This window comes from Plantactinospora sp. CA-294935, from assembly GCF_050936445.1.
Taxonomy (GTDB): domain Bacteria; phylum Actinomycetota; class Actinomycetes; order Mycobacteriales; family Micromonosporaceae; genus Plantactinospora.
Window position 1 is genome coordinate 1,700,516 of sequence record NZ_JBNJMU010000001.1, and the last position, 23,602, is coordinate 1,724,117.

Consider the following 23,602-nt stretch of genomic DNA (forward strand, 5'->3'; position numbering starts at 1 on the left):
GCTGGTGAGCGGCCAGCGAGGGTTCCGGCGCCGCCGCCGAAGGCGTCGGAGGTCGCTGGCCAGACTGGTGGTGGTCTGCCCTCGTTCGAGGTCTGAGAGAGCGCTCTCTCTCCACCACAAGCTTGAGCCCGCCGTCGAAAGCTGTCAATACTCTCGCCGCCCCGAACCACTCCGTCCACTCCGTCCACTCCGTCCCGGACCGCTTCCGCCCGGGAGGCCGGGCTCGGACCGGCCGCTCACTCCGCGCGGCGGGTCGGGTCGAGGAAGACGTACCGGATCGCCGGGTTGCGCGCGATCAGCCGCCGTTCCGCCTCGTCGGCGGCGACCTCGATCTCCTCCCGGCTGGCGTCGTCGGCGAAGTTGACCTTCACCGCCACCAGGATGTCCTCCGGGCCGAGTTGCAGCGTCATCAACCGGTGCACGCCGCGCACGTCCGGCACCGCCGTCAACTCCTGCTCGATCTCCGCGCGTACCGCCTCCTGGGCCGCCCGGCCGACCAGCAGCGCGATGTTGTTGTGCGCCAGGGTGGTCGCCACCACCAGCAGCAGCACGCCGATCGCGATCGAGGCGATGCCGTCCCACACCGGGCTGCCGGTCAACTCCGACGCCCCCACTCCGATCCCCGCCAGGACCAGCCCGATCAGCGCCGCGCTGTCCTCCAGCAACACCGCCTTGATGGTGGTGTTCGGGGTACGCCGGGCCACCCGAAGCCAGGAGACGCGCCAGCGGGCCGCCCGGCGGCGCAACTGCCGGACCGACCGGGTCAGCGAGATGCCCTCGGCCACGAAGGAGACCACCAGCACCACGTACGCGACCGTGGGGTCCAGATCCTCGTGCCGCTCCTGGATCGTCTCCGCTCCCTGGAAGATGGAGAACCCGGCACCGATGACGAAGGTGACCACGGCGGCGACGAACGCCCAGAGATAGCTCTCCCGGCCGTACCCGAACGGGTACTGCGTGGTCGGTGGCCGGGCGCCCCGGCGCAGCGCGACGAAGAGCAGCAGCTCGGTGGTGGTGTCGGCGACCGAGTGGGCCGCCTCGGAGAGTACCGCCGCCGAGCCGGAGACCACCCCGGCGATCGCCTTCGCCACCGCCACCGCCAGGTTGGCCAGACCCGCGATTATCACCGTGCCGACGCTCTGGGTGTGCTGCGAACGCGACGAGCTGAGCGGCCCCGCCCGCGACCAGGGCGTCTCGCCGGCGGCCTGACCCTCCGTGTGCTGCGTACTCCCGGCGCCGTCCGGCCCGCGTACGCCCGGCTCCGGCTCCGGCCCGGGTACGCCCGGCTCGTCCCCCGGACTGCGCGCCGGCTCGGCCATGAGGTCAGCCTAGGTTCCGGCGCCGGGCCCATCCGACGGTTGTACGGAGTCCGGCGGGACTGGGGGCGGCGCTTCGTCGTACCCGGTCTCTAGGCTGAACGCCGAGCATGCGGGCCTGACGGGAGGGGGACTTCGTGGCGTACGAGGCAGTGGGGACGGCGACCGACGATCGGCCCGGGCAGCCGGGCCGGGCCGGTCCGGTGGAACCGGTCGTCGATCCGGTGGACCCGGTGGTGGACGCCGCGCTCGCCGAGCCGTTCCCGGACCGCCCGGCCTACGAGGCGGCGATCGTTGAGATCCGGTCGGCCGCGGCCGCCTACTACAACGGCGCGGACCTGGCGATGGACGACGCGACCTACGACGCGCTGATGGCCCGGGTCGTCGCGACCGAGGCCGCCCAACCGGGCTGGAAGACCGACGACTCGCCCAGCGAGCTGGTGGCGGCCGGCGCCGGGCTGGTCGGCGACGTCGTGCACAGCGTCCCGATGCTCAGCCTCGACAACGTCTTCGGCGAGGAGGAACTGGCCCGCTGGGCGACCCGGCTCGACAAGCTGCTCGGCCGTCCCGCCGCCGGCTACACCGTGGAGCCCAAGATCGACGGGCTGGCCATCGCCGCCCGCTACGTGGACGGCCGGCTCACCCAGGTCGCCACCCGGGGGGACGGGCTGGCCGGCGAGGACGTGACGCCGCAGGCACGGCGGGCGGCCGGTCTGCCGGAGCAGCTCGGCGAGCCGCTGACCGTGGAGGTCCGCGGCGAGGTCTACATGACCGACGAGGACTTCGCCAAGGCCCAGGAGATGCGCACCGGCCACGGCGAGCCGGCCTTCGCGCATCCGCGCAGCGCCGCCGCGGGCACGCTGCGGGCCCAGGACCGGGCGTACGATGCGCCGCTCTCCTTCCTCGCCTACGCGGTGCACGGCCTCGATGACGCCGACGGGGCGACCGAGCCCCGCCCGCACTCGGCCACCATGGCGTACGTCGAGAGCCTCGGCGTCGCCACCACCGCCGGTTCGCCGGCCGGGATGCCGCTCTGCACCACCATCGAGGAGGTGCTCGCCGTGGTGGAGTCGCTCTACGCCCGCCGCGGCGAGCTGGGCTTCGGCATCGACGGCGCGGTGATCAAGGCCGACCACCCGGCCGACCGCGAGCTGGCCGGGTCGGGCACCCGGGCACCCCGCTGGGGCATCGCCTACAAGTTCCCCGCCGACACCCGCACCACCACACTGCTCTCGATCGAGGTGCAGGTCGGCCGGACCGGCGTGATCACCCCGGTCGCCGTACTGGCGCCGGTGCAGGTGGGTGGGGTGACGGTCACCTCGGCCACCCTGCACAACTTCGACGACCTGGTCCGGCGCAACGTCCGGGCCGGCGACACCGTCTTCGTCCGGCGGGCCGGTGACGTGATCCCCGAGATCACCGGCGCCAAGCTCGACGAGCGACCGGCCGACTCCACGGCCTACGAGCCGCCGACCCGGTGCCCGCGCTGCGACGGCGAGATCGACCGCTCGCAGAAGCGCTGGCGCTGCACCCAGGGCCGGGCCTGCGGCGCCCGCGAGTCGCTCTCCTACTACGCCGCCCGGGACTCGATGGACATCGAGGGGCTGGGCAGCAAGATCATCGACTTGCTGGTCAGCGCCGGCATGGTCACCGACCCGGCCGACCTCTACGACCTCGACCCCGGCACGCTGGCCACCCTGGAGCGGCTGGGCGAGACCTCGGCCCGCAAACTCGTGGCCAACATCGAGGCGTCGAAACAGCAGCCGCTCTCCCGGGTGCTCACCGGCCTCGGCGTACGGATGACCGGCCGGTCGATGTCCCGCCGGCTCGCCCGGCACTTCGGCAGCATGGAGGCGCTGCTCGCCGCCTCCGTCACCGACCTGCAGGAGGTCGAGGGGGTCGGACCGGAGCGGGCCGTCACCATCGCGGCGGAGCTGGTCGAGCTGGCCCCGGTGGTCGAGAAGCTCGCCGCCCGCGGGGTCAACATGACCGAGCCCGGCGTTCCCGGTCAGGCCGCGACCACCGACGGCGACGGCGACGCGGACGTCCCGACCGCGACCGCGCTGCCGTTGCGCCGGCCGGACGGCACCCCGATGACGGTCGTGGTCACCGGTTCCGTGCCGGGACTGACCCGCAACGAGGGCAACGAGGCGGTCGAACGGCTCGGCGGCAAGTCGTCCGGCTCGGTCTCCAAGCGGACCGATCTGGTGGTGGTCGGCGAGGGCGCGGGCAGCAAGGCGGAGAAGGCCACCAGCCTCGGCGTCCGGGTGATGCCGGCGGAACGCTTCGCCGAGTTGCTCGCCGCGCACACCACCGGGGACGCGACGACGATCGCCGAGATCCTGGCCGAGCCGCAGCCGGAGGCCGAGCCGCAGCCGGAGGCCGAGCCGCAGCCGCAGCCGGAGGCCGAGCCGCAGCCGGAGGCCGAGCCGGAGATCGAGCCCAGGTCGGAGATCGAGCCCGAGCCGCAGCCCGAGGCCAAGCCAGAACCGGAGGGCGAGCCGCGGCCGGCAGCCTCGGTCGGCTGATCGGGGCGGTTGTCAACGGCGGCCGACCACCACGGTCGCCGGCAGGTCGTCGTCGGTGACCACCGCCGGGGCGAGACCGGCCCGGTCGAACACGGCCACGGCGATCTCCGCCTGCTCCAGGCTGGTCTCCACCAGCAGGTGGCCGCCGGGGACGAGCCAGTCCCGGGCTCCGGCGGCCACCCGACGCAGCACATCGAGGCCGTCGCGCCCGCCGTCCAGCGCCACCAGCGGCTCGTGCAGCCGCGCCTCCGGCGGCAACAGCTCGACCGCCTCGCTGGGCACGTACGGCACGTTCGCCACCAGTACGTCGATCCGACCGCGCAGCCGGGACGGAAGGGGCTGGTAGAGGTCCCCGCCGTACACCTGGCCGCCGAGCGGGGCGAGGTTGCGCCGGGCGCACCGGACGGCGGCCGGTTCGATGTCCACCGCGTACAGCACGATGTCGTCGACCAGCGCCGCGACCGCCAGCCCGATCGCGCCGGAGCCGCACGCCAGGTCGAGCACCGTCGCACCCGGCCGGGCCAGTGCGGCGGCCCGGCGGACCAGCAGTTCGGTACGGCGGCGCGGCACGAAGACTCCCGGGTCGACGGCGACCCGCAAGCCGCAGAAGTCGACCCAGCCGACGATGTGCTCCAGCGGCAGGCCGAAGACCCGCCGCTCGACCATGGCCAGCAGTTCGGCCCGGCTCCGCGCGGCGGTACTCAGGAGTTCGGCCTCGTCCTCGGCGAAGACGCAGCCGGCCGCCCGAAGCCGGCGGACGACCTCCGCGCGGTCCGGTGTGGAGGCGGGAGTGGAGATGGGTGTTGACACGTGCAGCCCTTCGGAACGCCTGCCGGCGCTCTCCCGGCTACCGCGACCCGACGTGCCCCGACGAGGCCGCCGACCCGCAGGATGGGAGCACCCGGCCGATCGACACGGAAATCGGTCCCACCTCCTCCGGTCGCGGCGACTGAGGCCCTCAACGTACCCCACGGCCAGCGCGGCGCGGGCGGGGCCGAACAGCGGCGGGCGGCGATCTCCCGAATTCGTGCCGTTGCGGTCGCGGACCGTGGCCGGGAGTCACCGGCGACCGCACAGTTCTTGGCATGACCTCGCCTCGTAGCCACCTTGCCGGGCGCCTCGTCGCCCTCTCGGCCCTCGTCCTGCTCGGCGCCGGCTGTGGCGTCATCAACACGGTCCAGAACGCGGTCGACACGGCCAACACGCTGGGAGACTTCGCCGACCGGTTGGGGAAGTCCGCCCAGCTCACCTTCACCGCCGAATACCGGATCGTCGGAGAGGAGGCCGGCCAGCGGGAGACCGAGACGGTCACCCTCACCCAGCAGCCGCCCCACTCGGCGCTGAGTACCCCGGACGGCCGGCTCATCTTCACGCCGGAGCACATGATCATCTGCTCCGGCGGCGAGTGCCAGAAGAGCGCGAACACCACCGCCGCGACGACCCCGGAAGCCGGCATGGTCGCCGCGGTCGCCGGCCCCGGTTTCGTCACCCCGGAGCTGGCGCTCGGCCTGGTCGCCGCCGCCGCGATCGTGCCGAACACCGACGTGCGGACGACGGAGCGGAAGATCGCCGGGCAGGACACGCTCTGCGCCGACGTCACCGGGGTCAGCGACCCGCAGGGCGGCACCGAGGGAACCCTCGACAAGCTCACGGTCTGTGTCACCGAGTCCGGCGTACTGGCCTCGTTCGTCGGCCGGACGGACAGCGGCGAGCAGGCCGCGATCGAGCTGGTGACGTACTCCGAGAAGGTCGACAGTACGGCGTTCGCCCCGCCGGCCGGCGCCACCGTCGAGGACGTGTCCCAACTCCAGTGGTGACGGCCTCACTCCAGTAGTGACGGCCTCCGGAAACCGGTACGCCCGTCAGGGGCCGGCCCCGCCGAGCAGGGTCGGTCCCTGACCGCCCGGTCTGGAGACCTGTTTCCGCAGCTCCGTCGCCGACCCGGACTGCCGCTCGCCGGCAGCGCCGGGCCGAGCCATCTCGGCGATTCCGCCCCTGCCCTCCGCCCCGGTCCGGCAGGCTCGATGCCAGGCGGGGGTGGCGACGTGCGGGTGGGACTCGATGTCACGGTGTCCGCCCGGGGCGTGGCGACCCGGGTCGGCCTCGCCGTGCTGGCAGCCGTCCCGGCCGTGGTAATGCGGCTGGCCGGCGTCGACCTGCCGGCGGTCGCCGGGATGGCGATCTTCGGGGTGGCGGTGCTCTCGGCGGTCGCCCTGCTGATGTGGGCCTCCGAGGTGGCCCGGGTCGACCTGCCCGGGAGCCTGGCGCTCGCCCTGCTCGCCCTGGTGGCGGTACTTCCGGAGTACGCGATCGACATCTACTTCGCCTTCGCCGCCGGCTCCGATCCCGAATTCGCGGCCTTCGCCCTGGCGAACATGACCGGAGCCAACCGGCTGCTGATCGGGGTCGCCTGGCCGCTGCTGGTCTTCGCCGCCATCTGGGCGGTACGCCGACGCGGGCAATCCGGCGACCGTAGCGGCGTGAGTCTCTCCACGCACCGCCGGACCGAGACGATCTATCTGCTGATGGCCACCGTCTACGCCCTGGTGATCCCGTTGACCGGCCGGCTGGCCTGGTACGACAGCATCGTCCTGGGCGCCCTGTTCGCGCTCTACCTTTCCCGGATCGGGCGTACCGAGCACGCCGAGGAGGCGCTGGTCGGGGTGGCCGCCACTCTCGCCAGAGCGCCGAAGAGGCGCCGCCGGCTGACCGTCGCCGCGCTCTTCGGTACGGCGGCGGTGGTGATCCTCAGCGCGGCCGAGCCGTTCGGCAAGTCCCTCGTCGAGGCCGGCACGGCGCTCGGCATCGACGAATTCCTGCTCGTGCAGTGGCTCGCCCCGGTCGCCTCCGAGGCACCCGAGGTGATCGTGGCGATCGCTTTCGCGCTGCGCGGCCGGGCAGACGACGGGCTCGGCGCGCTGCTGGCGGCGAAGCTCAACCAGTGGACCCTGCTGATCGCCTGCCTGCCGGTCGCCTTCTACCTCGGCGGCGGTGAGTTCGCCGGGCTGCCACTCGACGCGCGGCAGACCGAGGAGCTCTATCTGACCACCGCGCAGACCCTGCTCGGCGTCGCCGTCCTGGCCGACCTGCGGATCTCCCGGGTCGAGGCGGCGCTGTTGTTCCTGCTCTTCGCGGTGCAGTTCGCCGTGCCCACCCAGGCGGTCCGGTACGGCGTCGCGTTCGTGTACGCGGTGCTGGCCGGAATTCTGCTGGCCCGGCACCGCCGGGAACTGCCCGCCCTGGTCCGGGCCAGTTGGCCGACCGGCCGGGCCCGCTCCTGAACCTGGACACACCCGGGTACGGCCCACAGCGCGTCCCCGCTCGGGCCGTACCCGGGGTTTCGGCTACAGGTAGCCCTTGGCCTCCCGCTTGGCGACCATCGGTTCAGCCCCCTTGCCCATCTTCTTCAACGCCTCCCGTAGCTGCTGCTCACTCATCTTCGAGCTGCCCTGGACGCCTGCCTCGTGAGCGCGTTGGCGCAGGTCATGAAGTTCGTCCCGATCACCCATCTCAAGCCTCCCAGTTCCGCCGACGAGGGCGCCGCGGCCGGCACCGTCCCGGACGGCTGGCTTCCCCCGACAGCGGCCGCCAAACGGGGCGCCACGCTCAGGGCGACCTCCCGGCCACCGGCAACCGCGACGCCCATCCGGCCGGCGCCTTCCCGGGCCGGCCGAACCCGGCGGTCACCCCCGGACGAGGACGAAGCCGCTGCGCGGCCGGGTCGGTACCCGGCGCAGCGAGATCCCGAGATCCTGTTCCGGTACCTGGTAGTCCAGGTCGGCCAGTCGGGCGCTGAGCGTGGCCAGCAGCGCCACGGTCGTCGTCTCGCCCGGACAGCGGTGGCCGGTACGCGGATCGCCGCCACCCTGCGGCACCAGCTCGAACGCGCCGATCTCCCGACCGAGGAACCGCTCCGGATCGAAGACGTACGGGTCCGGCCACAGCTCCGGGAGGTGGTTCTGGCCGTACAGGTCGAGCAGGACCATCGAGCCGGCCGGAATGGGCACGTCCTGCCAAGCGAGGTCCCGTACCGCGTGGCCGGCGACGAACGGCGCGAATGGATAGAAGCGGCGGACCTCGTGCCCGAACGCCGTGACGTAGTCGGCGCTGCCGGAGCGGAGCCGGGCCCGGAGTTCCGGCCAGCGGTGCAGGGCGTGTGCCGCGAAGCTGACGAACCAGCAGACCGCGACCGTCGGCCGGACCAGGTTGAGGATCTCCACCGCCGCGAGCCGGGGATCGAGCGGCTCGCCGTCGGCGTCCCGGTAGCGGGCGATCACGTCGAACGCGGATCCGGCGTCGACGGCCCGCCGACCCTGCCGGACCTGCTCGACCAGCTCGGCCAGCCAGCGTTCCCGTCGGCCCCGCGTCTGTCGGGCACGCCAGTGGCGGGGCCCGAGGGTGCCGAAGCCGTCCACCAGCGCCACCATGTCGGCGGCCACCGTGGCGACGTCCGGTTCGGCCAGCGGCACTCCCACCCACTGGCAGACGGCACGGGCGAGGACCCGGCTGACCTCGTCGAAGAGTACGACCGGCTGCCAGGAGGGCCAGCGGTCGACGGTCTCGTCCCAGGCCGTGCCGGCGTACCGCTGGAGGGTGGTGATCGCGTCGGGGGTAAGCAGCGATGTGAAGATCGCCTTGCGGTGCCGGTGGTCGGCACCGTCGAGGGTGTGCACCGCACGCCGGCCGAAGAGGGTGTCCTGGACCGGGCCAGGGATCGCCCCGTGCCGCCGGATGTGCGCCTCGTCGTAGAAGAACCGGGCCGCCTCCGGGCCGCACAGCCCCACCGCCCGCTGCCCGAGCAGCCGGGTCTGGACGGTTTGCGTCCCTTCCCGACGGCGGAGGTTGGGCAGCCAGCCGTACCCCTCGGCGGCCAGCCGCAGCGTGTTGTCGACGAGGAGACCGGGACGCGGAGGCATTTGTCCTTCATGCCCCGGCGAACCGCGACTAAACCGGGGGTCCGGGGCAGGGGGTGGGTCACCGTCCGGCGGCGCACCCCCCGGTGCGGCCTATCCGGGCACCTTCTCCGTCCACCCGGCGACGACCTGGTAGGTGGCCTCGTCGGCGCCCTTGCCCGAGAAGCCGGCCTCGCCCCTTCCAGGGTGACGAAGAGGTTGGTCTCGCGGATCCGCGAGGTGGCGGGGCGGAGGTCCATGCCATGTTCGCACGGCCATGTGGCCCCCGCCCGGTACAACTGGGAGCGCCGCCGCCGCTCACTCCGCTGGGGTGGGTGGCCGGCCCACCGGCCCGGCGGGCGGCTCGGGTACGGAGTCCGGCACCGGCCGGGGCCGGTGCCGGACCGCGGTGCTCAACAGGCGCAGCGGTTTCGGCTCCACCAGCGGTGGCGGATCGGGACTGGCGGCGGTACGCGAGAGCAGCCCGGCCAGTCCGGCCCGAGTGGCGACCACCAGCAGCCGGTCGGTCCGTACCAGCGGCCGGCGGTCCGGCAGGGACCAGAGAGTCTGCCCGACCCGGCCGGTCCGGACGGCGATCAGCCGTACCTCGCCCGGCCGGCTGACGTCGGGGCAGAGCTGGCCCTCCAGTTCGGACCCGGCACCGACCGGCAACTCCGCGACGAGCAGCACCCGGCGGCCGACGGAGATCGCACCCACCACCTCCCGGCCCATCATCGCCGCCGCGAAGGCGGGTGCGGCCAGGTAGGAGACGCTGCGCGAGTGGTCGATCCCGAAGGCCCGCTTGACCCGTCGCGCGAAGCCCTCGTCGAAGAGCCGGAGCACCACCCGCAGCTTGGCCCCGCCGGTCCCGCGCTGCGCCTGCCCGTGCACCGCCCGGCCGATCAGGGCGGTCTCCAGGTTGGTCACGTCGTCGGTGGTGAGCACCAGCAGGGCGCGGCAGGTCTCCACCGACGCGGCCCGCAACGCCTCGGCATTGTTGGCGTCCCGGATCAGGACCGGGATGCGCAGCTCACGGGCGACCGACACCCCTCGGGCGTGTTCCATCCGGTCGATGGCGACCACGTCGAGGCCGAAGTCGTGCAGCTCCCGGACCACCCGGGCGCCGATGTTGCCGAGCCCGACCACGATCACGTGGCCGGAGACCGGCTCGGTGAGACCTCCGGCGGCCAGCGCGAGCCGGGCGTTGACGACGACGTCCACGATCAACGCGGTGACGGTGGGGATCAGCGCCACCCCGGTGACCACGAGCAGCACCGCGACCGCCTTCTCGACCACCGAGGCGCCGGTGTCGGCGTCGGCGCCGCCGAGGGCGGTCAGCACGGCCAGGTACCCGGCCTGGAGCAGGCCGGTGTCCTCGCGGGTGAGCGCGAGCGTGACCGTACCGGTCGTCAGCACGCCGGCCAGCGCCAGCAGGGCCAGCCGGAGGTTGCGACCGAACAGCAACCGGGTGGCGCGCATCGGATGTGGCCGGCGTCGTCGGACCGGTCGGGGCTGGCTGCTCGGCGCCCGGACGAGGACCAGGTCGGCGGCGTCCTCGTCGGCCGGCAACCGGACCGGCTCGGCGAGGCCCTCGGTGATCGCCAGCCCGCAGAGCACGTCGTCGGGGCGGTCGGCGACGTCGGCCCGCGGGGCGGCCATCAGCAGTTCGTCGGGGAGCCGGACGTAGGTGGGAGTGTCGTTGCCGAGCGCCGCGGCCACGAACGCGGGGGCGGCGAACTCGGAACCGGAAAGCACGCCACAGTCGCCGAGCATGCTGGCGATGCCGTCCCCGAGTACCGGATTGAAGAGCCGGACCACGAGCCGGACGGTGGGGCTCACCTCGCGGGCGATCAGCGCGGCGTCCACGTTCGCGACGTCGTCGCGGTCGACCAGCGCGACCGCCGCGGCGGTCTCGATCCCGGCCTGCCGGAAGACCTCCTGGTTGAGCCGGGGCGCGACGATCATCGCCGGTCGGAGGGCCGGCCCGCCGTCCTCCGGCACCAGCTCGGCGATCTCCGGCGCCTGGTCTGCCGAGGCCGACGGCACGATCACCGTGACATGCGCGCTGTAGGTGTTCATCAGCTCGCCGACCAGCCGCTGGGCGAGCGCGTTCGCGCCCCACACCACGAACCGGGGCACCGCGTCGCCGGACACGAACACATGGTAGTTCCCGGAGGCCCAGGAAGATCATGGTTAACCGACACGTCACCGGCCCGTCACGATCAGCACAGCGGACGGTGGCCGGAGAGCCGAGAGTAGGTCCGCTTCCCGAACCGGCTATCCAGATGAGTCGATGGGATCTCCGGCTCGCAGGAATTGTCTAAACTACCCGCGACGGCCACCGAGGGAGGACTAGTGCCGGGGGACCCGGAAGGCATGCTCGTCGACTGGCAGCGACGTGTGGAGCAGCAGACGGCGCTCACCACCGAGCTCAGCCAGCGAATGGAACAGAACAGGGCGACGGTCGAGTCGCGGGGCGGCGAGGCCGTCGTCACCGTCGACTCGTCAGGAGGCATGGCCGAGCTACGCCTCAGCGACCAGGCGATGCGCCTGCCCGCGGACGAACTCGCCTCGATCATTCTCGACACCAGCCGGCGCGCCCAGGCGAAGATGGCGCAGCAGATGGTCGCCGTGGTGAGCAGCCTCTACGGCGCGGGCTCCGAGACGGCCTCCTTCATCGGTGGCGCATACACCAAGCAGTTCCCGGAACCGCCTGAGGACGAGGAGCGTGACCACCGATGAGCGACATCAGGCTGCCGACGGCCGAGGTCCGCAAACATGCCCAGATGGTGGACGAGGCCGGCCGGATGTGCGGCGAGGCCGCCGCCGGTGCCGAGTACGTCAGCCTGCACGACGAGGTGTACGGCATCCTGTGCAGCCCGTTGTTCCTGCCGATCATCGATCCGCTGTCGGACCATGCGTTGACGGAGATCCGCAACGGGGCTGACGCGACCACGCACCTGGCGGAACTGCTCCGGGCCCTGGCCGACAACGTCGACATCACCGACGGCGCCGCGGCGACCCGGATCAGGGAGGCGGGCGGCCGATGAGCACCGACGCGGCTTTCGGCCGAGCCTCCGTCATCGCGCCCGAGGGTGAGACGAAGGCGTGGGAGGGCGCCGGCATCTTCGAGTCGGCCTGCGGCGTGGTGGACGGCATCTCGAACGGGAACTGGCTGGGCGTCGGCGGCAACGCCGTGGCTGCCGGCCTCTCCGCCATCGGCGCGATCATGGACCCGTTGCAGGCGGTCTTCGCCGCCGGCGTCGGTTGGCTGATGGAGCACGTCAGCTTCCTGCGCGAGCCGCTGGACAAGCTCGCCGGAGACCCGAAGGCGATCGAGGGGCACGCCCAGACCTGGTACAACATCGAGCGACGCATCTACGAGGCCACCGACTTCTTCGTCGACCAGGTCAACCGCAGCACCGCGCAGTGGACCTCGCAGGCAGCGGCGGCGTACCGGCAGCGCGCCCGGAGCCATGCCGAGTCGGTGCAGGCACTGGGCAAGATCGCCGACGCGATGAGCAAGGCGACCACGATCGTCGGCGCGATGGTCGGTGTCATCCGGAACACGATCCGCGACATCGTGGCCGAGGTCGTCGGTGCGTGCATCTCCAAGGCGGTCCAGGCTCTCACGGTGGTGCTGATCCCCAAGGTCGCCGCCGAAGTCGCCATCCTGGTGGGCAAGACCACTAGCAAGATCCTCAACCTGCTGGAGCGACTGTTCCAGGCGATCAAGCAGATCGGCATGCTGACCAGCAAGTGCGACGCCATCCTGGCGCAGATCGGCCAGGCCAGCCGCGGCACCCTGCTCCTCGAGGCGTTCCGCATCCAGGCGATCGGCGAGGCCGGGGGAAGCGGCTTGAGCGGGTTCAGGGGGGCGTTCAACACGATCGGACGGGGCCACACCGCCGTGTACGGCACCGTCGACCAGGTGATCCAGAACACCGCGCGCAGCGCGGGCCAGACGAACGGCTCGCAGAACGGTGGGCAGGCCGGCGATACGCTACGGGGCAACAATCCAAGCCCTACGCCTATCGAGCTTCCGCTCTGACGGAGGACTTTCATGGAACCGTTGGACGACCGGATCGCCGGGCGCCTTGCCGAGATCAAAGAGCAGCAGCGCGAACTCGACCGCAAGAATGCCGCGCAGGCCGCCGAGGAGGCGGACCCCGGCGCTGCGGTGGTGCAGCGCCGCAAGGGCAACGGCTTCCGGTCGTTCCTGTTCCTCACCGGAATACTCGTCCTGGCGGCCGGCATGCTCGGCACGGCGGTGACGCTGAGCAGGCTGGCCGGCAAGGACATGGCTGACGCCCGGCGCGAGGGTCAGGCGACCGTCGGTCGATGCGTCGAGCACGGCCCGATCAGCAATCGCGGCTTCGGTTACTGGGAAGCCTGCGAGGTCGACATCACCTGGGACGACGGCCAGCTCGAGGAGATGACTGCCGGAGCCATATTCGACTCCTCCGACACGGGCACCACGGTTCGCGTCGGGGACCTGGGCAGGGATCGCACCACCCGGTTACTGGCTCGAGCCGACGTCGAAGCTCGCCCATGGCTGTTGTGGATCGGTTACGGGGTCGGACTGCTCGCGCTCCTGCCCACCTTCGTAGGGGTGCTGCTGCTGCGGGAGGTGCTGAGGTTCCGAAGGAAGAAGTAGTCGTATCGAGGACGTGCCGAGCGCGCCGGACCGGTGGACCTAATCGCGTTGCGGCCGGCGGCTGCGCCACGTACGTTCCCGGTACGCCGACGAGCCGGAAGGAGGTCAGAACAGTGTCCGATGTTCTGCGCCCCCTCCGCGCCCCGGCGTCCGCGCGGATCTGACCCGGGGCGCTCGCGTCTGCGAGGATCACGCCATGACCGATCTGGTCGTACGCCCGCTCGTCGCGGGCGAGGAAAGTCTGTTCGACTCCATGCCCGATCCGCTCCCGCAACTGCGTCAGGTCGGCTACGCCGAAGGGCTGGCCGGCGGCGGCTACCGCCCCGAGCACACCTGGGTCGCCCTCCGGGCCGGTCGGGTGGTCGGCCGGGCGGCCTGGGTACTGCCGCCCGGCGCCGTCGGTGCCCCGTGGCTGGAGCGGTTCGACCTGGACGCCGAGCCGGAGGTGGGTGCCGTGCTGCTGCGCGCCGCCCACCGGGCGCTCGGCGGCGCACGGATCTACTACGCCGCCCTGCCGGCACACTGGCGGCGCCGGCCGGAGGTGCTGGCCGTGGTCGAGGCACCGATGGCGGCGGCCCGGCTCGCCGGACTGGTCGAGCGGGGCGAGCGGCTGCGCTGCTCGTGGACGGGCACGCCGTTGCCGACACCCTCCGGCCGGTACACCTTCCGGCCGGCCACCGACGCGGCGGAGATCAACGCCCTGGTCGCCCGGATCGCCGAGCCGGATGTGCTGACCGGCAAGGAGGTCGCTCGGGCGGTCGCCGGCGTCGACCTGGCCACCGACCCGCTGGCCTGGCTGGGCCGTCCGGTGGAGAACTGGCGGATCGCGTTCGACGCCGGACAGCCGGTCGGGCTGGTCGGAACGGCCGGGGACGCCTGCTATCCACTCGTCGCCTACCTCGGCCTGCTCGACGAGGCTGTCCGGGGTGAACTGCTGGCCGAGGCGGTCCGGGTGCTGGCCGAGGGCGGCGCCCGCGAGGTGCTCGCCGACGTGGACGCCCATCGGGTACGCGTACTGGCCGAACTGGAGCGGACCGGGTTCCGGCAGTTGCGCTCCCGGGTGGTCTTCGTACCGGCGGCTGTGCCCGTACCGGATGGGGCACCGACCGGCTGACCGGACCGGCTCGACCGCGCGGGTCGCGGCGGGCGGAGCTGGGATCTTCACCCGCCGTGACCTGGTGCCAGCCGGCCGTCGAGCAGCCGGGAGAGGTCGGTCAGGCTGCTGACCGGTGCGCCGGGGGTCGCCGAGGATGCGGGCGGCCCGGTTTCGCCGGTGATCGGGGCTCGCCCCGCTCACCGGGTCGCACGCGTGCGTCGCGCGGCGACGTAGCGGCGGATCTTCTCGGCGGTTCCGCAGTCGTCCATGCTGCACCAGCGGCGACTGCGGTTCTTGCTCTCGTCGTTGAAGACGAAGCGACAGCCGCCGCATCCCTTGATCCGGTCCAGCGCGCCCGTGGTGAGAAGCTGGACCGCCGCGTGCACCACCGGCCGTAGCGGCCGGACAAGGGTGTGGTCGCCCCGCCAGGCCCACCCGAACGTGTTTCCGGGTTCGAGTTGTGCGTGGCCGAGCGCGTCCGCCTCGTCGTCCCGGAGCCGGGCCAGCACAGCCGCGCTCGGATCATGGCCGGCGGCCAGCGGCCGGAACACCTCGTCGAGGTAGTCGCGGGTGCGCAGCGCTCGGGCGAAGGCGGTGTGGGCGCCGCCCGGGTCCGCGCGGGACAGTCGGCGCAACGCGGCCGCCTCGGTCTCGGTGAGGGCGCCCGCGTACACGCCCCAGGCGACCAACTCCGGGTAGCCCGTGAGCACGTCGTCGTCCGGAGGCCCGACGGGTGGACCGGTGCGGGTGTTGATGAAGTCCAGGGCGAGGTTGCCGCCCACCAGGCGCATCCGCGTGACGTCCTCGACTGTTTCCATCGAAACCAATTTTACCAGTTGCAGCGCATCGAGTACGCCCGATAGCGTGTTGCCGTCATAGTTGGTTTAGCAGGTAACACAGGGAGGGCCGGATGGGGCACAGGCGGGCAGTGGGAGCGCTGGTCGGCTTGTCCGCCGGGACGTTCCTCTACACCACCGCCGAGGCGCTGCCGATCGGGCTGCTGCTCCCGATGGCCGCCGACCTGGCCGTCTCACCGTCCCAAGTGGGCATGCTCGTCACCGCGTACGGCGCGGTGGTCCTCGTCGCCTCGGTCCCGCTGACGGCGCTGGTCCGCGGAGTCCCTCGCCGACGACTGCTGTCGGCGCTGCTGGCCGGCTTCGTGGTCAGCACCGCGATCACGGTCTTCGCGGGCACGTTCGCGCTGGTGCTGGCAGCCAGGATGGCGACCGCAGCCACCCACGCGCTGTTCTGGGCGGTGGTGGTGCCGGCCGCGGCCGAGCTGTTCCGCCCCGGGCTACGCGGGCGGGTGGTCGCGATCGTGTTCGCTGGCGGCAACGTCGCGCTGGTCCTCGGTGTGCCCGCGGGCACCTGGCTGGGCGAACGCGCCGGCTGGCGGGTGTCGTACCTGGCGGTGGCCGGACTCGGCGCGATCGTGTTCGCTGCGGTGGCCTCGCTGCTACCCTCGACGCGGCCCGACCAGGGACATGCCGCCCGAGGCGCGACACCCGACGTCCGCCGCTTCTGGCTGCTGGTCGCCGTGGCCATCCTGGCGACCGCCGGCGCCATCGCCGCCTACACCTATGTCGCCCTCTTCGTCACCGAGGTCAGCCGGTTTCCCGCCGCGTCGGTCGGGGCCATCCTGCTGGCGCGCGGCGTCGCCAGCGTGCTCGGGATCCTCGCCGTCGGAGCGGTGGTGGACCGCAGCCCGTGGCTCACCCTGGTCGCGACCGTCGCACTGCAGGCAGTGGCACTGCTCGGGCTGTACCCGCTCGGCCACCGGCCGGCAGCGGCCGTCGTCCTGCTCGCTCTGGCCGGACTGGCGTTCGCCGCGTTCACCGCGGCGCTCGGTGGTCTGGTGCTGCAGGTGGCGCCCGGGCGCTCCGACCTCGCCGCCGCGACGGTCTCCGCCGCCGTCAACGTCGGCATCACTGCTGGCGCCCTGGTCGGCAGCCTCGCGCTGCCGAGCCACGGCGTACGCAGCACGGTGCTGATCGGCGCCCTGCTCAGCGTCGTCGCTCTGCTATTGGCTCTCGGCGAACGACTCATTCGAGACTGAGTAACACGCGGTCCAGGACGACGCGGTTGCCGCGTGGGGTTCTCGGTCAGTGCCAGTTGTGCAGCGGTACGCACGGAGGCCGGCCTCAGCCCGGAGCCTGCCGGCTGAGGTGCTCCCAGGCCCGGTACTCCGCCGCGCGGGCCTGATCCATCTGCTGGACCATGTCGTAGGAGGCGCCGCCGACGATCAGCCGCAGCGGCGGCTCCGCCAGGTCGACCAACTTCATGATCACCGGCGCCGCGGTACTCGGGTCCGGACCGGCGTCCTCGCCCCACATCTCGGCCAGCATCGCGCGCAGCGACTCGTACTCCGGACGCGGCTCCGTCATCGTGGTGCCCCGGGTGAACAGATCCGTGCCGTACCCGCCTGGCTGCACGATCGTCACCTTGATCCCGAACGGCGCCACCTCCATCGCCAGCGCCTGGCTCACCGAGTCGAGCGCGGCCTTGCTCGCCGCGTAGAACCCGACGGACGCGAACCCGCCGACGGATCCCATCGAGGTGACCTGCAGGATGTGGCCGGACCGTTGCGCCCGCAGGTACGGCACGACGGCCTGGGCCACCCAGACCGCGCCGAAGAAGTTGACGTCGAACTGGGCGCGGATCTGCTCCTCGGTGGCCTCCTCCACCATGCCGAGCAGCAGCCCGCCGGCGTTGTTGACCACGATGTCGAGCCGGCCGAACGCCGCTGCCGCCCGCTCCACCACCTCCTGCACGGCTGCGCGGTCGCGGACATCCAGCGTCAGCCGTACGAGACCGTCCGGATGAGCGGCGGCCAGGTCGTCGAGCGGGCCGAGGTCCCGCGCGGCGGCGACGACCCGGTCTCCGGCAGCGAGCGCCGCCTCGGCAAAGGCCCTGCCCAAGCCCCTCGACGCGCCGGTGACGAACCATACTCGGGCAGTTGTCATGTGATCTCCTCGCTTAGGTGAGACGAGACGGTCCGCCTCGCGAATGCAGAGTCTGCAGGCACGTCGCCTCGCTGTCAAGACGGAACGTCTCGTCTCGTGCAATGATATGCTTCAGGGCGTGCCCAGCCCCAGAAAACCCAACCCCGCCCGGCGCAACGAACGATCCCGGCGGGCCGTCCTCGACGCCGCGCGCGATCTGGTCTCCGAACTCGGTTACCCCAAGGTGACGATCGAGGCCATTGCCGCCCGTGCGGGAGTCGGCAAGCAGACCATCTACCGCTGGTGGCCGTCCAAGGGCGCGGTGATCTTCGACTCGTTCCTGGCGCTCAGTGAGGGCAGCGAGGGCATACGGCTGCCCGACACCGGCGACCTCGAGGCCGACCTCAAGACCGTCATGCGGGCGACCGTCGCCGAGTTCGCCGACCCGGTGTTCGAAGCACCCGTCAGGGCGCTCAACATGGAGATCCTCGGCGATTCCACCCTCGCCGCCCTGTACCACGAGAAGGTGGCCGGCCCCGTCGACGAAGCCAAGAAGGAACGGCTCCGCAACGCCCAGCAGGCGGGCCAGCTTGCCGCGGACGCCGATCTCGACCTGCTGCTCGAGGTGCTGTACGCCCCCCTCTACCAGCGCTGGCTGCTCCGCTCCGGGCCACTCACCCCGGAGTACGCAGACGCGCTCGTGGAGATCACCCTCCGCGCGTTCGGCCACCGACCTGCTGGGCCGGGGCCGTCATAGGGACCGCTGTAGCAGGACCTGATCGGCGAGGCACAGCACCATCCCGAGGCCGCCGCCGCCCCTGCTGATCCCAGCCGCGCCCGGCTGTCTAACCGCGACCTGGATTTGGTGTGGCAGTGCCGCCTGGGGTCGGCTCGGTTTTCGCGTAGAGGATCTCGCGGGCCTGCTCCGCGGCGCGGGTGATGCTCTCGCCGACGAAGTCGACGAAGCGGGCGATGTTCTCAAGGCGGGTGGCAGCCGGGGTGCCCGAGCCGAGGATGTTGACGCCCTGCCGTGCGGTCTCGGCGAGCTGGGCGTCGGACCGAGCGGTGGCGATCATCACGACCTGTGGGCGCGCTCGCTGTCCGACGGCCGCGAGTGGGCGCTGACCACCGACGGCGAGCCCGCCTACCAGTACGGGTCCAGCCCGGAGTGAAAGCCGAATGGTGAAGACCAGCAGGATCTGCCGCTCGGTCCGGGCGAGTGACGTTTCTCCGGTACCGGCGCTGCGACCTGGCTGGGCATCGGCTTTCTCAGGTCCCAACTGCCGCCCGCGAGTTCGCTCACCCCGCGCGGGCTCGCCGTCGCCGCCATCAACATCGACAGCCTGAGGGACCTGGCGGCGGAGAAAGGCCGGGTTGTCGCCCTCGCAGGAGGATCGGCATGCCCTTGTGGTTGGGGCGGAGGCAGACGACCGCGCCGCCGAGCGGCGCCGTCCCATCGGGCCGGAAGACCCGACGGAAGTTCAGCCGCGCCGTGGTTCAGTTACATTCCGCAGTTTCGTCCGGGCATTCAGTCACGTAGTGTGAAGTTGCACAGCAGCCGCTCCAGTCCCCGGCGGATGTCCTGCCCAGGCACATCACCGGGAGCATCGGATGACTGTCCCACCGGTCCACACCATGTCCGCCACCGAGTCGTTGAGTGATCTTGTAAGGCGGATCGCTGATCGGGACCAGGCGGCCTTCAGTCGCCTCTACCGTCGTCTCGTCCGCTCGGTCTTCCTGCAGGTCTGCGAGAGCCTCGGCAGCCCGGCAGACGCCGTTCCGGTGACCCGGGCGGTGTTCGTCGAGGTGTGGCGGCTCGCGCCGGTCTCCGACGCCCGTCGAGACGACGTGCTGGTCTGGATCACCGGCATCGCCGCTCGCCGTGCCGGCGACAAACTCCGGGAGATCGACCACGATTCGTCGGCCGTCAGCACCGACTACGACGGACACTTCGATCGCGAGCTGGCAGCCGGTTTTGGTACCGAACCGTCCACAGTGTGGTCCGCGCCTCCCGGGACGCGGCGTACAGGTGGTCTTCGACATTGACGAGCGAGCGCCCCTCCGCATCGACGACGCGGAGGGGCCCACACAAGGCGTCATCCCGACGCGATGTCGGCGGGTGTCATCGTGGCGGGGTGGATGTCGAGCATCCGGAGCAGCGAGCCGTTGAGGTTCGTGTCGACCATCCGGGGCAGTTCCCGGTCGACCCAGTCGGCCCTGGCCGACAGACCTCTCGCCCGCAGTCTTGCGACGATCTCGGCGCGATGGATGTGCATGGCATGTCCCTTCGGCTGTGTTTCGTGGATGACGCCGCCGTTTCCCGGGGGGCGGTGCCGTTTCTGGATGGCGGCTAGCGCAGCGTCACTTGTCGCCGAGCCCGGCCAGTGCGATCGGAGTGGCCCGAAGTCGGGTGAGGGTTCGATTCAGCAGTCGGGATACCTGCATCTGGGACACCCCGATCTCGGCGGCGATCTGGGTCTGGGTCATGTTGTCGTAGAACCGCATGGCGAGGATGCGGCGCTCTCGTACGGGAACCGTCGCGAGGAGTAGTCGCAGCGTCAGGCGGTCGTCCACGCGGGCGTAGTGCGGATCGACGCCGCCGAGGAGGTCGATGGGCTCGTCGCCGGTTTCCACCGCGGATGGGGCGTTCAGCGACGTCAGGCGGTAGACCTGTTCGGCACCGAGCGCGGCACGGAGTTGGTCGACGGTGATGTGCAGGTGGTCGGCGAGTTCGGCCGGCGTCGGGGTACGGCCCCGTTGCTGGCTGAGTTCGCCGCTGGCGGTCCTGACCTCGCCGGTCAGTTCCTGCATCGCGCGTGGTACCCGCATTCCCCAGGTCGTATCCCGGAAGTGCCGTTTGAGGGCGCCGAGGATGGTCGGGACGGCGTAGGAGACAAAGGCGGTCCGGCGGTCCGGGTCGTACCCGTCGACGGCGTTGACCAGGGCGACGGCGGCGACTTGGGCCAGGTCGTCGAAGGGTTCGCCGCGTCCGGTGTAGCGCCGTGCGAGTCGATGTGCCGTCGGCAGGTTCGCCTCGATGGCCCGGGCTCGGATTCTGACGCGGTCGGAATGCCCGGCGGGCAGGGCGTCGCGTTGGCGAAGTAGCTGCTCGGTGCCGGTCGACGCGCGGGCTGGTCGGACGTCAGGGGGCGGGGCAACAGTCTGCACGGCGGCCCAGGGCAGCCGGGGGTCGCTGATGACCGGCGTCGTCCCTTCGGTGGGGCGGTGGGGCGGACCTGTGTTCATGGTTGACTCGGCGGGAACGGTCATGGTGATCAACGCCCTCGGGGAAGCCGCCGCAGTGTGCCGGCGGGGACGGCGCCCCCGCACTGAAGGCGCCTGGAGTCGCTGGGTGACCGCAAGGTCCGGGCGGCGAGGGGACGCCAGCGTGAACGCTGACTGGCGCGTCGGTGTGGTGGGGGCGGGTCCTGCGGATCACTCTACGCCCTCATCAAGTGGGTACGACCGGCCCGGCGCGGCCGGATCGTGCCGTCATTACCGGCGACGCCGCGCGGGGAACGTGCGACACGAGCGCGGCGACCGGGCGGGCCCCGGACTGTCCGGCGTAGGCTGGCCGGTGACAAGCCGCCATGCAGCGAGTCGCGTTCGACCCGGTCCCCGTCCTACGTCACCTGCCCGTCGCGGCCCTGACGAACCGTTCGGGGTATCGGAGGCGCCTTCGTGGATTCACCTCTGGTGCCGCCCTGTTCGGGTGGAGCGGTGCGATGACCGCCGATCGCCGGACGCGGTTGTGGAGCCTGGTCGTCGAACACGCCCAGGGCCGGCCGGTCACGGTCGAACATGTCTGTGCCGCCGTGATGTCGGCCACCGGGCTGGACGGTGCCGCCGTCACGGTGCTCGGCACCGGCTTCCGCCAGACGGTGTACGCCAGCGATGACGTCGCGTCGGACCTGGCAGAGCTGACCCTGACCCTCGGCGAGGGACCGGCCGCCGATGCCGTCGCCGGCGCCCCGGAACTGGTCGCCGACCTGACGGCCCCGGACTGCCTGGTCCGCTGGCCGGTGTTCGCACCGGCGGCGATGCGCACCGGGGTGTGTGCGTCGTTCGCGCTACCGCTGCGGGTCGGTGCGGCCCGCATCGGTGTCCTGGACCTCTACCGTGCCCGACCCGGTGGCCTGGACCGCGAGCAACTGGCCGACGTGCTGATGCTCGCGGACACCGTCTGCGCGCTGCTGCTCGACGCCGCGCAGCACAATCGGTCACGCCCGGACGGACGCTGGCCCGAGCAGGTCGGCCTGCACCACCCCGAGGTACACCAGGCCACCGGAATGGTGACCGTGCAACTGGGGGTGAGCGCGGCGGTGGCCCTCATCCGGCTGCGCGCCTACGCGTACTCCCATGACCGACGGCTGCGGGACGTCGCCAGCGACGTGGTCGCCCGACGCCTCCGCTTCGGCCCCCACCTCGACCGGGGCTCCGACGAGGGCGGGGGCACTGACCGCTGAGTTCGGAACCGGCATGTCCGTGTCAGGTTCGCCGAGTCGTGGCAGCCGGCTGCCGGACGGCAGGTCTACGCTGTGCCGAGGGAGAGTGAGATGGCCGAGATCCAGCTGACCAATGTGTTCGTCGAGTTGGCCGACACTCTCGTCGACGAGTTCGACGTGATCGACTTCATGCACGTCTTGACCGAGCGGTGTGTGCAGCTCTTGGGTGTCTCGGCTGCCGGGCTGCTGCTGACCGACCAGCAGGGCACGCTGCAGGTCGTGGCGGCCTCCTCCGAACGGACCCGACTGCTGGAGCTGTTCCAACTACAGACCGACCAGGGCCCGTGCGTGGACTGCTTCCGTACCGGCCGACCCGTGTCGGTCGCCGACCTCAGCACCGCCGGCCGCTGGCCGCGCTTTGCCGCAGCCGCGGCCGAGGTCGGATTCGCCTGCGTGCACGCCCTGCCGATGCGCCTGCGTACGGAGGTCATCGGTGCGCTGAACCTGTTCGACAGGCAGCCGGGCGCGCTCGGTGAGGACAAGCTGCATGTCGCCCAGGCCCTGGCCGACGTGGCCACCATCGGCCTGCTGCAGCAACGCGCCATCCACCGCCGCGACACCCTCACCGAACAGCTACAAACCGCGCTGAACAGCCGCGTCCTGATCGAACAGGCCAAGGGCGTTCTGGCCGAACGCCTCCAACTGGACATGGCCGAAGCCTTCACACTGCTTCGCAACGACGCCCGCAGCCACAACCGGCGGCTGTCCGATCTCGCGCAGGCCATCGTCGACGGGACCGAACAGACCCCACCAACGACGGTCACCGGCCCGAGCCGGTGACCTCCTCAGCGGGATCGACAGCCGCAACCCGCGCCGAGGGGAGCGATGTCGCGGCGCTCGGCAGAGGTGGTCGTAGCGTGCGGGGCCCGGGCGAACCGCCCGGGGCTCTCGTCCCCCCGCTCCCCTCCAAGGAACATCCAGGTCCAGTTCCTCCGACGAACGGTCGACGGCCTCGTGGCCGGGGATTGGAGTAGCCGCAGCGGTGTAAGCGACACCCAGACGGGATCTTCGGTCGAGGCAACTGGGCATATCGGGCCGAACAGGCGTACGATGGGGCTATCCCGGAAGCGACGACAACTCAGCCTTGAGGTGCCCGCCATACCGGCCCACCCCCCAGAGGGGGATGTCATGTCCGACCTTCTCCGCACCACCCAAGGCGCACCGGTCGATTCGGCCACCACGGCACCGCCGAAGCCCTCGGCCGCACCGACGTCGACGTCGCCGACGACGACCCGGATGCCACACACCCGCACCGGCGCCGCCTGGTTCGGGATCTGCGCCGCCGCGCTCATCTGCGTGGTGCTCATCGTCTTCATGCTGCAGAACACCCGCAGCGTCGAGATCAGCTTCCTGTGGATGCACGGCACTCTGCCGTTGGCCCTGGCCCTGCTGATCGCCGGTGTGGGCGTCGCGATCCTGACCATGGTGGTCGGCGTCGCCCGTATCACCCAACTGCGTAGGCTGTCCCGCCGCCGGCGTCACTGATCCGCGCCCTGGATCTGGGCGTACGACGAGCCGGGCGCGATGAGCCGCTGCGGTTGCGCAGCTGCGCCCTTCCGCTACCCCGCCGGCAAATTCGACGCCTCGGCCTGCCGTTCTCCCGACCTCAGCCCCTCGCCGGATCCCTTGCGGCGACGGGCGGAAGGAACCTGCCATGACACACGCC

General features: G+C 71.7%; 23 protein-coding genes. 14 read left to right on the forward strand and 9 right to left on the reverse strand.

What is annotated here, in order from left to right; all coding sequences use genetic code 11:
- Positions 1–236: 236 nt before the first annotated feature.
- On the reverse strand, positions 237–1,319 hold the full coding sequence (locus tag ACQEVC_RS07675; protein WP_432874475.1) for a cation diffusion facilitator family transporter: 1,083 nt from the start codon (positions 1,317–1,319) through the stop codon (positions 237–239).
- Between the two features lie 134 nt (positions 1,320–1,453).
- Here ACQEVC_RS07675 and ligA point away from each other — a divergent pair, with 134 nt between their 5' ends.
- Entirely contained in the window at positions 1,454–3,844 is a 2,391-nt protein-coding gene (ligA, locus tag ACQEVC_RS07680) for an NAD-dependent DNA ligase LigA (protein WP_432874477.1), read from the forward strand.
- 12 nt (positions 3,845–3,856) lie between these two features.
- On the opposite strand, the gene ACQEVC_RS07685 is transcribed toward ligA, so the two are convergent.
- A complete protein-coding gene (locus ACQEVC_RS07685; protein WP_432874479.1) occupies positions 3,857–4,654 on the reverse strand; it encodes a putative protein N(5)-glutamine methyltransferase in 798 nt (265 codons plus the stop codon).
- Positions 4,655–4,929: 275 nt separating this feature from the next.
- Between ACQEVC_RS07685 and ACQEVC_RS07690 the strand changes: the two genes are divergently transcribed.
- Together ACQEVC_RS07690 and ACQEVC_RS07695 are read left to right on the forward strand one after the other, a co-directional pair.
- Positions 4,930–5,661 (forward strand): hypothetical protein, encoded by a 732-nt coding sequence (locus ACQEVC_RS07690; RefSeq protein ID WP_432874481.1) that lies wholly within the window; start codon positions 4,930–4,932, stop codon positions 5,659–5,661.
- Positions 5,662–5,889: 228 nt separating this feature from the next.
- Positions 5,890–7,125, forward strand: a complete 1,236-nt coding sequence (locus tag ACQEVC_RS07695) for a sodium:proton exchanger (protein ID WP_432874483.1) — start codon at positions 5,890–5,892, stop codon at positions 7,123–7,125.
- Between the two features lie 402 nt (positions 7,126–7,527).
- Here the strand turns inward: ACQEVC_RS07695 and ACQEVC_RS07700 are convergent, their stop codons facing one another.
- Positions 7,528–8,760 (reverse strand): cytochrome P450, encoded by a 1,233-nt coding sequence (locus ACQEVC_RS07700; protein WP_432874485.1) that lies wholly within the window; start codon positions 8,758–8,760, stop codon positions 7,528–7,530.
- Positions 8,761–9,054: 294 nt separating this feature from the next.
- Positions 9,055–10,890, reverse strand: coding sequence for an NAD-binding protein (locus tag ACQEVC_RS07705; protein WP_432874488.1), 1,836 nt, complete (start codon positions 10,888–10,890; stop codon positions 9,055–9,057).
- A gap of 201 nt (positions 10,891–11,091) precedes the next feature.
- Here ACQEVC_RS07705 and ACQEVC_RS07710 point away from each other — a divergent pair, with 201 nt between their 5' ends.
- The 5 genes from ACQEVC_RS07710 (at position 11,092) to ACQEVC_RS07730 (ending at position 14,507) form a co-directional block, all read left to right on the forward strand.
- Positions 11,092–11,478, forward strand: a complete 387-nt coding sequence (locus tag ACQEVC_RS07710; protein WP_318403340.1) for a YbaB/EbfC family nucleoid-associated protein — start codon at positions 11,092–11,094, stop codon at positions 11,476–11,478.
- Positions 11,475–11,786: a type VII secretion target gene (locus tag ACQEVC_RS07715; protein WP_432874491.1), complete on the forward strand. Its 312-nt coding sequence runs from the start codon at positions 11,475–11,477 to the stop codon at positions 11,784–11,786. Before ACQEVC_RS07710 ends, ACQEVC_RS07715 begins: the two co-directional genes overlap by 4 nt.
- Positions 11,783–12,787 carry a hypothetical protein gene (locus ACQEVC_RS07720; RefSeq protein WP_432874494.1) on the forward strand — a complete coding sequence of 335 codons (1,005 nt, stop codon included), beginning with the start codon at positions 11,783–11,785 and terminating at the stop codon, positions 12,785–12,787. Before ACQEVC_RS07715 ends, ACQEVC_RS07720 begins: the two co-directional genes overlap by 4 nt.
- Positions 12,788–12,799: 12 nt before the next feature.
- Positions 12,800–13,393 carry a DUF6346 domain-containing protein gene (locus ACQEVC_RS07725; RefSeq protein WP_432874496.1) on the forward strand — a complete coding sequence of 198 codons (594 nt, stop codon included), beginning with the start codon at positions 12,800–12,802 and terminating at the stop codon, positions 13,391–13,393.
- Positions 13,394–13,589: 196 nt separating this feature from the next.
- Positions 13,590–14,507, forward strand: a complete 918-nt coding sequence (locus ACQEVC_RS07730; protein ID WP_432874499.1) for an acetyltransferase — start codon at positions 13,590–13,592, stop codon at positions 14,505–14,507.
- 179 nt (positions 14,508–14,686) lie between these two features.
- On the opposite strand, the gene ACQEVC_RS07735 is transcribed toward ACQEVC_RS07730, so the two are convergent.
- Positions 14,687–15,307: a CGNR zinc finger domain-containing protein gene (locus ACQEVC_RS07735; RefSeq protein WP_432874502.1), complete on the reverse strand. Its 621-nt coding sequence runs from the start codon at positions 15,305–15,307 to the stop codon at positions 14,687–14,689.
- A 92-nt stretch (positions 15,308–15,399) separates the two neighbouring features.
- On the opposite strand from ACQEVC_RS07735, the gene ACQEVC_RS07740 reads away from it, so the two are divergent.
- Positions 15,400–16,545: an MFS transporter gene (locus tag ACQEVC_RS07740; RefSeq protein ID WP_432874505.1), complete on the forward strand. Its 1,146-nt coding sequence runs from the start codon at positions 15,400–15,402 to the stop codon at positions 16,543–16,545.
- An 85-nt stretch (positions 16,546–16,630) separates the two neighbouring features.
- Here the strand turns inward: ACQEVC_RS07740 and ACQEVC_RS07745 are convergent, their stop codons facing one another.
- Positions 16,631–17,452, reverse strand: coding sequence for an SDR family NAD(P)-dependent oxidoreductase (locus tag ACQEVC_RS07745; protein ID WP_432874507.1), 822 nt, complete (start codon positions 17,450–17,452; stop codon positions 16,631–16,633).
- Between the two features lie 118 nt (positions 17,453–17,570).
- Between ACQEVC_RS07745 and ACQEVC_RS07750 the strand changes: the two genes are divergently transcribed.
- On the forward strand, positions 17,571–18,188 hold the full coding sequence (locus ACQEVC_RS07750) for a TetR/AcrR family transcriptional regulator C-terminal ligand-binding domain-containing protein (RefSeq protein WP_432874509.1): 618 nt from the start codon (positions 17,571–17,573) through the stop codon (positions 18,186–18,188).
- A gap of 88 nt (positions 18,189–18,276) precedes the next feature.
- Here ACQEVC_RS07750 and ACQEVC_RS07755 read toward each other — a convergent pair whose 3' ends face one another.
- The gene (locus ACQEVC_RS07755) at positions 18,277–18,510 is read right to left on the reverse strand and encodes a hypothetical protein (RefSeq protein WP_432874512.1); all 234 of its coding nucleotides are present in this window, start codon (positions 18,508–18,510) and stop codon (positions 18,277–18,279) included.
- A 532-nt stretch (positions 18,511–19,042) separates the two neighbouring features.
- Between ACQEVC_RS07755 and ACQEVC_RS07760 the strand changes: the two genes are divergently transcribed.
- Positions 19,043–19,477: a hypothetical protein gene (locus tag ACQEVC_RS07760; RefSeq protein ID WP_432874515.1), complete on the forward strand. Its 435-nt coding sequence runs from the start codon at positions 19,043–19,045 to the stop codon at positions 19,475–19,477.
- A 50-nt stretch (positions 19,478–19,527) separates the two neighbouring features.
- Here ACQEVC_RS07760 and ACQEVC_RS07765 read toward each other — a convergent pair whose 3' ends face one another.
- Both ACQEVC_RS07765 and ACQEVC_RS07770 read right to left on the reverse strand, forming a co-directional pair.
- Positions 19,528–19,707, reverse strand: a complete 180-nt coding sequence (locus tag ACQEVC_RS07765) for a hypothetical protein (RefSeq protein WP_318403325.1) — start codon at positions 19,705–19,707, stop codon at positions 19,528–19,530.
- Between the two features lie 85 nt (positions 19,708–19,792).
- Positions 19,793–20,677, reverse strand: coding sequence for a SigB/SigF/SigG family RNA polymerase sigma factor (locus tag ACQEVC_RS07770; RefSeq protein ID WP_432874518.1), 885 nt, complete (start codon positions 20,675–20,677; stop codon positions 19,793–19,795).
- Positions 20,678–21,156: 479 nt separating this feature from the next.
- Between ACQEVC_RS07770 and ACQEVC_RS07775 the strand changes: the two genes are divergently transcribed.
- The 3 genes from ACQEVC_RS07775 (at position 21,157) to ACQEVC_RS07785 (ending at position 23,421) form a co-directional block, all read left to right on the forward strand.
- Complete coding sequence (locus tag ACQEVC_RS07775) at positions 21,157–21,897, forward strand: GAF and ANTAR domain-containing protein (RefSeq protein ID WP_432874521.1); 741 nt, start codon at positions 21,157–21,159, stop codon at positions 21,895–21,897.
- Positions 21,898–21,987: 90 nt separating this feature from the next.
- Positions 21,988–22,716 carry a GAF and ANTAR domain-containing protein gene (locus ACQEVC_RS07780; protein ID WP_432874524.1) on the forward strand — a complete coding sequence of 243 codons (729 nt, stop codon included), beginning with the start codon at positions 21,988–21,990 and terminating at the stop codon, positions 22,714–22,716.
- A 348-nt stretch (positions 22,717–23,064) separates the two neighbouring features.
- A complete protein-coding gene (locus tag ACQEVC_RS07785; protein ID WP_432874527.1) occupies positions 23,065–23,421 on the forward strand; it encodes a lipopolysaccharide assembly protein LapA domain-containing protein in 357 nt (118 codons plus the stop codon).
- The last annotated feature ends 181 nt before the right edge of the window (positions 23,422–23,602 follow it).